This is a genomic window from Nocardia sp. NPDC004722 (assembly GCF_053601505.1).
This window is the reverse complement of the sequence record NZ_JBSGBY010000226.1, coordinates 1-12,082: the sequence shown is the minus strand read 5'-3', so window position 1 is coordinate 12,082 and position 12,082 is coordinate 1. Positions and strand designations below refer to the sequence as shown.

Here is a 12,082-nt window from a genome sequence, read left to right as displayed (position 1 = left end):
GGCGGCAGCGTGCCCACCCGGGCGGCGACCGGGAGCAGCAATTCGTGCAGCGCCGCGTAGCGCAATTCGGATTCGGTGCGAATGCCCTGGCAGCGCAGCACCCGGAAGTCGGTGGCGCGGGCGACGGCCGCGCGCAACAGCGCGGACTTGCCGATGCCCGGATCTCCGCACAGCACCACCCCGGTACCCCGCCCCGACCGTGACGCCGCGAGAACACCCGCCAATCTGATTTCTTCGCGTTCCCGCCCGTACAACTTTCGGTCCTCCCACACATACCGAAACTTAGACGAGCTAATAGCCTGCAACCAAGTCGCCCCCGAGAACTGGCACAAAATGTCCTCGAATGACGCAAATCACAAATCAGACCGGTCGAATTCAATTAACGCGCAGGCGACTTGCGGCGATATCAATGCCCGCCCCGAGGCGAACCCGAAGTGAAATGAACTCAAATAAGATTACCGGAGAGTAGTCGCATCGCGAATTGCGCTATCCCCATTGGGGATTCACCACACCGGCCGCCCACCGCGGCGAAAACGAAAGCGCTCCCGGCGAATTCGCCGGGAGCGCTCGGACCGTGACCTTGCGTCAGCAGAACCGGATCAGCGGAACAGGGTCAGGTTGAACGTGCCGTCGGCCTGCGGATCGCAGCTGTACTGCCAGCCCTGGCCGCCGTCGATCTGCCGGCCGTCCGGGGTGGTCCAGGAGCCCTTCGAGCCGTCGGCGACACACCCGTCCTGGGTGGCGTAGTTACCGCCGAAGTAGGACTCGGCGTGCGCGGTGGCGACACCGAAACCGGCGATGCCCAGGGCCATGGCGGTCACAGCGAGAGTCTTGCGCATTATCGTGATTCCCTTCCTGCTCGGCCACCCCTCGGCGACCGGACTGGAACCATTTGATCGCAGTGATCGTGACCGTTTCATGACCAGCCCATACATGCTGGTACACAAGGGAAAACACGTGCCCCGGGTGTGAACACCCGGGGCACGTGGATGAGAAGGGTTGGGGTCGCGCATGGTCCGGAAACGAGCGAGGGCGCCGGGGTGGTAACCCCAACGCCCTCAACCCATCTCGCTAGTGCCGGCGCTTGGTGCGCGGGGCGCGATCCTGCTTGCCCTGCGAGCGGGCCGCCTCGCGGCGCTCGCGGCGGGTGCCGCCCTGGCCGTCCTCGTTGCCGTACTCGTCGCTGTCGCTGCGAATGGCGGCGTGGCCGCCCTCGTCGGGACCGGAGTAGGACAGGCCGCGCGGGCCGGACTCGTCGATGCCCTTGGCGCGCAAGGCCGCCGGAGCCGCGTTGCCGTTACCGGCGGCCGCGTCCTCCTCGGTCGGGAGCGGACGGTTGCCGACCGGCGACTGCAGGCCCGCGGCCACGCCCATCGGCTGCGGCTGCTGCACCTCGACCTGGAGGTTGAACAGGAAGCCGACCGACTCCTCCTTCAGGCCCTCGAGCATGGCCGCGAACATGTCGAAGCCCTCGCGTTGGTACTCGACCAGCGGGTCGCGCTGCGCCATGGCGCGCAGGCCGATGCCCTCCTTGAGGTAGTCCATCTCGTAGAGGTGCTCGCGCCACTTGCGGTCCAGCACGCTCAGCAGGATCTGACGTTCGAGGTTGCGCATGCTGCCCTCGCCGGCGAGCCCGTCGATCTCGGACTCACGGTTCTCGTAGGCCGCGTGCGCGTCGTCCAGCACGGCGTCCAGCAGCTCCTCGCGGGACAGCTCGCCGACCTCGCCGGACTCGTTCTCGCCGGTGAGATCCTTGTACGCGATCCCGATGGGGTACAGCGTCTTCAGCGCACCCCACAGCTTCTCCAGATCCCAGTCCTCGACATAGCCCTCGGCGGTGGCGCCGGTGACGTAGGCGGTGATCACGTCGGTGATCATCTCCTGCACCTGGCCCTCCATGTCCTCGCCGTTGAGGATGCGGGCGCGCTCGGCGTAGATCACCTTGCGCTGCTGGTTCATGACCTCGTCGTACTTGAGGACGTTCTTGCGGATCTCGTAGTTCTGCTGCTCGACCTGGGTCTGCGCGGACTTGATGGCGCGCGAGACCATCTTGGCCTCGATCGGCACATCGTCGGGCAGGTTCAGGCGGGTCATGATCGACTCGAGCGCCGCGCCGTTGAAGCGCCGCATCAGCTCGTCACCCAGCGACAGGTAGAAGCGGGACTCGCCCGGGTCGCCCTGTCGGCCGGAACGACCGCGCAGCTGGTTGTCGATGCGCCGCGATTCGTGGCGTTCGGTGCCCAGCACGTACAGACCGCCCGCGTCGCGCACGGCCTCGGCGTCCTCGTCGACCTGCTCCTTGACCCGGTCCAGGGTCGGATGCCACTGGGCCTCGTACTCTTCCGGGGTCTCCACCGGATCCAGGCCCTGCCGGCGCAGCAGGATGTCGGCGATGATGTCCGGGTTACCGCCCAGCACGACGTCGGTACCGCGACCGGCCATATTGGTGGCGACGGTGACCGCGCCCGGGCGACCGGCCTCGGCGACGATCTGCGCTTCCTGCTCGTGGAACTTGGCGTTGAGCACGTTGTGCGGAATGCCGCGCTTGGTCAGCAGCTTCGACAGGTACTCCGAGCGCTCGACCGAGGTGGTGCCGACCAGGACCGGCTGACCCTGCTCGTGCTTCTCCTGGATGTCGTCGGCGACCGCGACGTACTTGGCCTCTTCGGTCTTGTAGATCAGGTCGGACTGGTCCTGGCGGATCATCGGCTTGTTGGTCGGGATCGGCACCACGCCCAGGCCGTAGGTCTGGTGCAGCTCGGCCGCCTCGGTCTCGGCGGTACCGGTCATGCCCGACAGCTTGTCGTACAGGCGGAAGTAGTTCTGCAGCGTGATCGTGGCCAGCGTCTGGTTCTCCGGCTGGATCTCGACGCCTTCCTTGGCCTCGATCGCCTGGTGCATGCCCTCGTTGTAGCGGCGGCCCACCAGGATTCGGCCGGTGAACTCGTCGACGATGATGACCTCGCCGGAGCGGACGATGTAGTCCTTGTCCTTGGTGTAGAGCTCCTTGGCCTTGATGGCGTTGTTCAGGTAGCTCACCAGCGGCGAGTTCGCGGCCTCGTAGAGGTTGTCGATGCCCAGCTGGTCCTCGACGAATTCGACACCGGCCTCGTGCACGCCAATGGTGCGCTTCTTGATGTCGACCTCGTAGTGCAGGTCCTTCTTCAGCAGCGGCGCGATGCGCGCGAACTCCGCGTACCACTTCGAGGAGGCGTCGGCCGGGCCCGAGATGATCAGCGGGGTGCGGGCCTCGTCGATGAGGATCGAGTCGACCTCGTCGACGATGGCGAAGTTGTGCCCGCGCTGCACCAGATCGTCGAGCGAGTGGGTCATGTTGTCGCGCAGGTAGTCGAAGCCGAACTCGTTGTTCGTGCCGTAGGTGATGTCCGCGGCGTAGGCGTCGCGGCGCTCGGCGGGGGTCATGCCGCCGAGGATCACGCCGACCTCGAGACCGAGGAAGCGGTGCACGCGGCCCATCCACTCGGCGTCGCGCTTGGCCAGGTAGTCGTTGACGGTGACGACGTGCACGCCCTCGCCGGACAGCGCGTTGAGGTAGGCGGGCAGCACACAGGTCAGGGTCTTGCCCTCACCGGTCTTCATCTCCGCGACATTGCCGATGTGCAGGGCGCCGCCGCCCATGATCTGCACCTTGTAGTGCTTCTGGTTGAGCACCCGCCACGACGCCTCCCGCGCGGTCGCGAAGGCCTCGAGCAGCAGTTCGTCGAGGCTCTCGCCGTCTGCGTAGCGTTCCTTGAACTCCGCGGTCTTGGCCTGGAGTTCGGCGTCCGAGAGCGCGGTGTACTCCTCGTCGAGGGCGATGACCTCATCCGCGAGACTCGCGAGCCGCTTGACCGTGCGACCCTCACCAATCCGTAGCAACCTTGAAAAACTCAGCGCAGGCACGGGTCTTGTAGTCCTCTGGTCGGTGTTGTCGGTAGCCCCCACCAAGGCAGGGAACATCGCGCGCGGGCGCGCAATCTTTAAGCCATGGTAATCCGCAGCCCAGCATAGGTGCTGAAGTGCGCGGGGGATGGACCGCCCGCTGAGGGGAAGCTGTGAAATGCGGGTTGCCGGAACCGCCGTCGACGCGCCAGCGACCACTCAGCGAATGCCCTTGCGTACGAGGCTGTTTCACACCCCCTGCCGTACCATGTAGGGGGTCCGGCTCGGGCAGTGCCGCCCATCCATTCCCCCAGGTGATCGGATTGCGATAGCTTGCCTTCCAGACGGTGTACACCGTCGGACAGCCGACGCCTCGGCAGGGGGAACTTCCGCGGGCGAAGGCAGGGACAAGGGAGTAGCGGGCAGCGTGATCACCAGACTGACGCCGCAGGACGCGTCGTTCTACCGGTTGGAATCCAGTAGCAACCCGATGCATATCGGCTCCCTGGCCATCCTGCGCAATCCCGCGCCGACCGGGAATTCCGGGAGCGGTCCGCTGGATTACGAGCGCCTGGTGTCGCTGGTCGAGTCGCGGCTGCCGCTGGTCCCGCTCTACCGCCGCAAAGTGCGGGAGATCCCGTTCGCGCTGGGCCGCCCGGTATGGGTGGACGACGGCCACTTCGACATCACCTATCACATCCGCCGCTCCGCGCTGCCCGAGCCGGGCACCGACGAACAGCTGCTGGACCTGGTGGCGCGGCTGGCGTCGCGCCCGCTCGACCACACCCGCCCGCTGTGGGAGATGTACCTGGTCGAGGGCCTGTCCGAGGGCCGCTGCGCGGTCTTCACCAAGACCCATTCCGCCCTGGTCGACGGGGACGGCGCGCTCGAGATCGGGCATGTGATCCTGGACACCTCGACCGCCCCGCGCGAGGTCGCCGACGACGCCTGGATCGCGCATCGCGAACCGGCCGATCTCGAACTCCTGGTTGGCGCGGTGCTGCACCTGGCAACCCAGCCGCGCGAGGGTCTGGAGGTCGCCCGTCATCACATGGCGGAGGCGTTCGCCATGGTCGACGCCACCGGCAAGGCGGTCGCGAAGCTGGTGTCCATGGTCCGCACCGCGGCCATCGGCGCACCCGACAGTCCCCTGAACACGCGCACCTCCCGCAATCGCCGCTTCGAGGTGGTGCGCACCGATCTCGAGGACTACCGCAAGATCCGCAAGCGGTTCGACTGCTCCATCAACGACGTGATCCTCGCGGTGGTGACGGGCGCGCTGCGCAACTGGCTGCTCTCGCGCGGGCAGGTGCTCACCGAGGCCGACCAACTGCGCGCTGTGGTGCCCATGTCGGTGTACGCCGACGGCCCGAACGGCGAGCTCAAACCGGCCGGGGAGGTCACCTCGCTGCTGCTGGATCTGCCGGTGGGCGAACCGAATCCGGTGATCCGCATGGAGCACATCAAGCACGCCACCGAGGCGCACGCCCGCCATCAGCGCGGGGTGCGGGCCCGGACCCTGGTGCACATGGCCGGGTTCGCTCCGGCGAGCCTGCATGCGATGAGCGTGCGCTCGGCGAGTACTTTTGCAGAGCACACGTTCAATCTGGTGATCACCAACGCGCCGGGTCCGCAGCAGGCCATGTACATCGGCGGCGCGCGGATGCTGGAGATGTACCCGGTGTCGCCGTTGCTGCGCTTTCAGGCTTTGAGCATCGGTCTCACGTCCTACGACGGACGAGTGTTCTACGGGCTCACGGCCGATCGCGACGCCATGGCCGATATCGCGGTGCTGACCGCTTCGGTGCACGAGTCGATGGAGGAGATGCTCGGTGCCTGCGTCCAGTGAGTCGTCCGCCGTATCCAAGAAGCTACGGGTCTATGTCCCGGCCACGGTGCCGATGTTGCGGGAACTGGTCGCCGACCGCGAGATTCGCGCGCTCAACGACACCGCCTTCGCGGTGACGCCCGCGCTGCGCGAGGCGTACGCCTCCGGCGACGACGAGGAACTGGCCGAGGTGGCCATGGCCGAGGCCGCGCGCGCCTCGCTGCGACTGCTGGCCCAGGAGCAGGAGGCCGCGGATCTGCGCGCCGATCGCGGCGGCGAGGACGCCGGTGACGAATCCGACTCCGCCCCCGCCGGTCCCATCTTCCGCCGCGCGGTCATCGCCGCCGACGTGGACGGCGCCACCCTGCGCCCCGATCTCGACGACGCCGTGGTCCGCCTCTCCGCCGCGATCCCCTACGACCGCATCGCGTCCATCCACGTGGACCTGGCGGAGGCCGAGTCCGAGGTCTCCAAGGCCGTCGGCGTGATCGACGCCGCCGACATGGGCGACACCGACGCCGAGTTCGTCCTAGGCGACGCCGAGGACCACCAGCTCGCCTGGTACGCCGCGCAGGAGCTTCCGTTCCTGCTCGAGCTGCTGTAGCAAGCTGGCTCCACCTCCGTAACCTACGATGCCGTAACCTAGCTGTGACGGTCGCCGATCACACGGCGACAAGCGCGACGACGCGCTGATCAGCGTGCACGACGACAGGAAGCGTTCCCGGATATGGCATCGAAGAGTGGTGGATTCTCCGTGCGAGGACTGCGGAATTGGCTGGAGGCCCCGGTGGCCGAAGGCAGCACCGCCGGACGGACTCCGCTCGACACGCTGCGGGGCGCGGCCGCCCGCATCACCACCCCGCTGCTGCCCGACGATTACGCGCACCTGATCAACCCGCTCTGGTCGGCGCGCGAGCTGCGCGGCCGGATCGTGGAGGTGCGCAAGGAGACCGCCGATTCGGCCACCCTGGTGATCAAGCCGGGCTGGGGCTTCGACTTCAAGTTCGCGCCCGGCCAGTACATCGGCATCGGCGTGCTGGTGGACGGCCGCTGGCACTGGCGCTCGTATTCGCTGACCTGCCCGCCGGATTGGACCGGCGAACCCGGGCACAAGGGCAAGCGGCTCATCTCCATCGCCGTGAAGGCGATGCCGGAGGGCTTCCTGTCCAGCCACATCGTCTCCGGCGTGCCGGAGGGGACCATCGTGCGCCTGGCGGCCCCGCAGGGCGGTTTCGTGCTGCCGGAGCCGACCCCGGCCAAGGTGCTGTTCCTGACCGCGGGCTCGGGCATCACCCCCGTGATGGCCATGCTGCGCACCATGGATCGCCGCGATTCGGTCGCCGATGTGCTGCACATCCACTCCGCGCGCACCCCCGACGACGTCATGTTCGGTGACGAGCTGCGCGAATTGCACGACCGCCGACCGGGTTTCACCGCCCACCTGCACCTGACCGGCGAGAAGGGCAAGTTCGCGCTCGCCGAACTGGACGAGGTGTGCCCGGACTGGCGCGAGCGCGAGGTCTGGGCCTGCGGCCCGCTGCCCATGCTCGACGAGATCGAGAAGCATTGGGCCGCCGCCGATCTGGCCGACAAGCTGCACGTCGAGCGCTTCGAAATCGAGCGCAACGCGACCGCCGAGGGCGGCAATGTCACCTTCGCCAAGGCCGGCAAGTCCATCGAGGTGGACGGCGCGACCACACTGCTGCAGGCCGGTGAGGACGCCGGCGTGCAGATGCCGTTCGGCTGCCGCATGGGCATCTGCCAGACCTGTGTGGTGACCGTCACCGAGGGTCACGTGCGGGATCTGCGCAACGGCAAGGAGCACCGCGCGGGCGACAAGATCCAGACCTGCATCTCGGCCGCCGCGGGCGACTGCACGATCGAGGTGTGACGCCCGCACCGGCTGCGGCCGCGGCGCGCGAGAACCGCTACCCTCGATAGCAATTACTGCGGGGGGCGCACGGCAGATCAAATACGGAAGGACCGCCGGTGGCTATCACCGATATCAAGGCGTTCGCCCATCTCTCGGCGGCCGATATCGAATCGCTTGGGCATGAGCTCGACACGATTCGCCGTGACGTGGAGCTGTCGCTCGGTGAGAAGGATGCAAAATACATCCGTCGCACCATTGCGGCACAACGGATTCTGGAAGCGGCGGGCCGTGCCACGCTGTTCGCGTCCAAGAAGCGCTGGGCCTGGCTGACCGGCACCGCCCTGCTGTCGGTCGCCAAGATCATCGAGAACATGGAGCTCGGGCACAACATCAGCCACGGGCAGTGGGATTGGATGAACGACCCGGAGATCCACTCCACCACGTGGGAATGGGACATGACGGGCACTTCCGCGCAGTGGAAGGCCGCCCACAACTATTCGCACCACATGTACACCAACATCCTCGACATGGATGACGATCTGGGCTTCGGCATCCTGCGCATGACGCGCGACGAGGAGTGGAAGCCGATCAACCTGGCCCAGCCGGTGGCGAATCTGTTCCTGGCGGCCCTGTTCGAGTGGGGTATCGCCCTGCACGATCTGGCGGCCACCAAGGAGCAGATGGGCATTCCGCCCAGCGAGTTCTTCCCGCCGAAGCACATTGTCAACGAACCCAACAAGGCGTTCTGGCGCAAGGCCGGTAGGCAGGTCGCCAAGGATTTCGTGATCTATCCGGCGCTGACCGGTCCGGCCTGGAAGTCGACGCTGAAGGCGAATGCCACCGCGAACCTGGTGCGCAATCTCTGGGCATACGCGGTGATCTTCTGTGGCCACTTCCCCGACGGCGCCGAGAAATTCACCGAGGACCAGTTCGAGAACGAGACGCAGGGCGAGTGGTACCTGCGGCAGATGCTGGGCAGCGCGAATTTCGATTCCGGTCCGGCGATGGCGTTCATGAGCGGCAATCTCAGCTACCAGATCGAGCATCACCTGTTCCCGGACATTCCGAGCAATCGGTACCGGGAGGTGTCGGTGAAGGTGCAGGAATTGTGCGACAAGTACGACCTGCCCTACACGACCGGTTCGCTGCTCAAGCAATACCTGTTGGCGTTCCGCACGATTCACAAGCTGGCGCTGCCGGACCAGTGGCTCAAGCGCACCTCCGACGACGCGCCCGAGACCTCGTCCGAGCGCAAATTCGCGGGCATCACCCTGCCGTCGCTGCCCACGCTGAACAGCGGTGAATGGCTGGCCGAGCACGGCGGTGAATGGCTCAACGAGCACCGTGGCGAGTGGCTCAACGAGCACAGCGCGAGCGAGTGGCTGGCCGAGCATCAGCCGTCGTGGGGCGTGGATCCGCTGACGGGTGAGCGGCGTGGCCTGCGTTCGGCGTTGCAGGAAGCCAAAGTGGTGCTGAAGGAGAAGGCCGCGCACGAGAAGCAGGTGTTGCGCGAGGCCAAGGCGGCGTTGCAGGAAAAGGCGCGCGTGGAAAAGGCGCTGCTTTCCGAGAAAGCCCAACGGGGCGGTTGGTTTTCGCGTAACCTTCGCCGCAATCGCTAGCAGAGTCGAGTAGCGAACACAACGCGGTATTCGACACAGTAGAGATTCATTCCTCGCCAACCTACGGGACCGTAACTTACGGTACTGTAACCGCCATGGCGATCTCGGATGTCAAGGAATACGCGCACCTCACCCCGGAGGATGTCGAAGCGATCGGGGCGGAGCTAGACGCCATCCGCCGCGAGGTCGAATCCTCCCTGGGGCAGCAGGATGCCCGTTACATCCGCAATGTGATCCGTCTCCAGCGCGGCCTCGAGATCAGTGGCCGCGCAGTGCTTTTCGCTAGTCTCTTCCCGCCGGCCTGGCTGGCCGGCGTGGCGCTGCTCGGCACCGCCAAGATCATCGAGAACATGGAGATCGGCCACAATGTGATGCACGGGCAGTGGGACTGGATGAACGATCCGGAAATCCACTCGACCAAGTGGGAATGGGACAACGCCGGTCCCTCCGAACACTGGAAGATCACCCACAACTTCCTGCACCACAAGTACACCAATGTGCTGGGCATGGACGACGACATCGGCTACGGCCTGCTGCGCGTCACCCGCGATCAGCGCTGGTCCCCGTTCTACCTGGGGCAGCCGGTCTACAACCTGCTGCTGCAGATGTTCTTCGAATACGGTGTCGCCATCCAGCATCTGGAGCTCGGCAAGGTCGCCAAGAAGAAGTGGGCCGCGGATTCGCCCGAGCGCCGCCAGTTCGAAGAGGACCGCAAGACCGTTCTGAAGAAGATCGGCAAGCAGGCCGCCAAGGACTACCTGATCTTCCCGCTGCTCACCGGCCCGGCCTTCCTGGGCACGCTGACCGCCAATCTGGCCGCCAACGTGGTCCGCAATGTGTGGACCAACGCGGTCATCTTCTGCGGCCACTTCCCGGACGGCGCGGAGAAGTTCACCAAGTCCGACTGCGACAGCGAGACCCAGGCCGAGTGGTACCTGCGGCAGATGCTGGGCTCCGCCAACATCTCCGGCGGCCCGCTCATGCACTTCATGACCGGCAACCTCTCGCACCAGATCGAGCACCACCTGTACCCGAACATTCCGTCGAACCGACTGAAGGACATCGCGGTCCGGGTGCGCGCCCTGTGCGAGAAGTACGACCTGCCCTACACCACCGGTTCGCTGCCGGTGCAGTACGCCAAGTCGTGGCGCACCATCATGAAGCTGTCGCTGCCGAACAAGTACCTGCGCCGCGGCACCGATGACGCTCCGGAAACCAAGTCGGAGAAGGTCTTCGGCGGTGAGTCCACCATCGATCCGATGACCGGTCGTCGTCGCGGCCTGCGCACCGCGCTGGCGGAGGGCGGCCGCAAGCTCTCGCGCCGCAAGCAGCCCGCGATGGCGAGCTGACCACTCCGGGCCTGGCCCGCTGAGCACGGCATTACCGCGAACGCCCCCGCCGGAATCCCGGCGGGGGCGTCGTGTTCACTGGAGGCCGTGTGTTCCGAAGGTCCCTGTAGTACCCCCGAATGTCTGAGCGTCTACGACGCGATCCGCCTGCGCCGTGATGTCCGCGCCGAATTCACCGGTGAGGTGGTCGAGGACGCCACCCTGCTGCGCATTCTCGAGGCCGCCCACCGCGCACCCAGCGTCGGCAATTCCATGCCCTGGGACTTCGTGGTGCTGCGCGATCCGGCCATGCTGAGCAAATTCGCCGATCACGTCGCGGAGAAGCGGCAGCAATTCGGGGCCGCGCTGCCCGCCGACCGGGCGGAGACCTTCAATCCGATCAAGATCGAGGGCATTGTCGAGAGCGGCACCGGAATCGTGGTGACGCACAATCAGTCCCGCGGCGGCACCCACGTGCTGGGCCGGGCGACCGTGCCGGAGACCGGCATCTACTCGACCATCCTGGCGATTCAGAACCTGTGGCTGGCCGCCACCGCCGAGGGCGTGGGCGTGGGCTGGGTGAGTTTCTACGACGAGCCGTTCCTGGTCGATCTGCTCGACCTCCCGGCGGGCGTGAAGCCGGTGGCCTGGCTGTGTGTCGGCCCGGTCCACGAGTTCCAGCGCGTGCCCGACCTGGAACGATTCGGCTGGCGCACCCGCCGCCCGCTCGAATCCGCCATCCACTGGGGACAGTTCACGCCGCGCGCGGAGATCTAGCCACGGACCGGCAGTCCCCGGATAGAGCCGGTCTGGTTGTCGACCGGTAAACGGACCACAGTCGACTTCATGACGACTTCGACCGGCCTCTCCCTCACCCCCGGCCTCTGGACCCTCGACGCCACGAATTCCACCGTCGGATTCTCGTTGCGCAACTTCGGCTTTCTCCGCGTGCGCGGCCAATTCCAGCGTTTCGACGCCGGATTCACCGTGGACGGCTCCGGCGCGGCGACCGTCGAGGCCACCATCCACCTCGACTCGTTCCACACCGGCAACACCAAGCGCGACGACCACGTCCGGCACGCCGATTTCCTGGATGTGGCGAACCGCCCGACCATGACCTTCCGCTCGCTCGGAGCGATCCGGGTCGGCGAATTCTTCGAGGTGCCCGGCGAAGTCGCGTTCGGCGATCAGGTCCGTCCGCTCGCCCTCACCGCGACCTGGCAGGACCTTCGGCCCAATCCCGCGACCGGCCGCCAATCGCTGGTCTTCACCGCGACGGGCAGCCTGGATCGCACCGACTACGGTGTCGGCCCCTCCTTCGGAGGCATGATCGGCCGGTTGCTCACCCTGGATCTCGGGATCCAGCTGAGCGAACCGGCCTGATCGACGCCTCGTGACTGTCTCAGTGCTGCGGGGACTGGGCGTAACCGACGCCCGCTCCGATGGCGGCGCCGACACCCGCGCCGACCAGCGCGCCACCGGCGGCACCGACGGCGACCGGAATGGCTTCACCAGCGGCGAAACCGACGACGCCACCGATCACGGTGCCCGC

General features: G+C 66.5%; 10 protein-coding genes. 7 read left to right on the top strand and 3 right to left on the bottom strand.

The annotated features are described in order from the left end of the window. From ACWELQ_RS22190 to secA, 3 genes are all read right to left on the bottom strand, one after another. Positions 1 to 272 (bottom strand): AAA family ATPase (locus ACWELQ_RS22190; protein WP_452398956.1); only part of this gene is annotated, 272 nt, incomplete at its 3' end. 327 nt (positions 273 to 599) lie between these two features. Further along, the gene (locus ACWELQ_RS22185) at positions 600 to 839 is read right to left on the bottom strand and encodes a hypothetical protein (protein ID WP_452398955.1); all 240 of its coding nucleotides are present in this window, start codon (positions 837 to 839) and stop codon (positions 600 to 602) included. A gap of 232 nt (positions 840 to 1,071) precedes the next feature. Beyond that, a complete protein-coding gene (gene secA / locus ACWELQ_RS22180; RefSeq protein WP_452398954.1) occupies positions 1,072 to 3,903 on the bottom strand; it encodes a preprotein translocase subunit SecA in 2,832 nt (943 codons plus the stop codon). A 406-nt stretch (positions 3,904 to 4,309) separates the two neighbouring features. Here secA and ACWELQ_RS22175 point away from each other — a divergent pair, with 406 nt between their 5' ends. From ACWELQ_RS22175 to ACWELQ_RS22145, 7 genes are all read left to right on the top strand, one after another. Further along, positions 4,310 to 5,731, top strand: coding sequence for a WS/DGAT/MGAT family O-acyltransferase (locus ACWELQ_RS22175; RefSeq protein ID WP_452398953.1), 1,422 nt, complete (start codon positions 4,310 to 4,312; stop codon positions 5,729 to 5,731). Between the two features lie 52 nt (positions 5,732 to 5,783). Next, complete coding sequence (locus tag ACWELQ_RS22170) at positions 5,784 to 6,314, top strand: DUF6912 family protein (protein WP_452398958.1); 531 nt, start codon at positions 5,784 to 5,786, stop codon at positions 6,312 to 6,314. A 123-nt stretch (positions 6,315 to 6,437) separates the two neighbouring features. Continuing rightward, positions 6,438 to 7,601 (top strand): ferredoxin reductase, encoded by a 1,164-nt coding sequence (locus ACWELQ_RS22165; protein WP_452398952.1) that lies wholly within the window; start codon positions 6,438 to 6,440, stop codon positions 7,599 to 7,601. A gap of 98 nt (positions 7,602 to 7,699) precedes the next feature. After that, the gene (locus ACWELQ_RS22160) at positions 7,700 to 9,202 is read left to right on the top strand and encodes a fatty acid desaturase family protein (RefSeq protein ID WP_452398951.1); all 1,503 of its coding nucleotides are present in this window, start codon (positions 7,700 to 7,702) and stop codon (positions 9,200 to 9,202) included. 95 nt (positions 9,203 to 9,297) lie between these two features. Next, positions 9,298 to 10,551, top strand: coding sequence for a fatty acid desaturase family protein (locus ACWELQ_RS22155; RefSeq protein ID WP_452398950.1), 1,254 nt, complete (start codon positions 9,298 to 9,300; stop codon positions 10,549 to 10,551). A 123-nt stretch (positions 10,552 to 10,674) separates the two neighbouring features. Next, positions 10,675 to 11,307: a 5,6-dimethylbenzimidazole synthase gene (gene bluB, locus ACWELQ_RS22150; RefSeq protein ID WP_452398957.1), complete on the top strand. Its 633-nt coding sequence runs from the start codon at positions 10,675 to 10,677 to the stop codon at positions 11,305 to 11,307. Positions 11,308 to 11,376: 69 nt separating this feature from the next. Beyond that, positions 11,377 to 11,913: a YceI family protein gene (locus ACWELQ_RS22145; RefSeq protein ID WP_452398949.1), complete on the top strand. Its 537-nt coding sequence runs from the start codon at positions 11,377 to 11,379 to the stop codon at positions 11,911 to 11,913. Positions 11,914 to 12,082 lie beyond the last annotated feature (169 nt).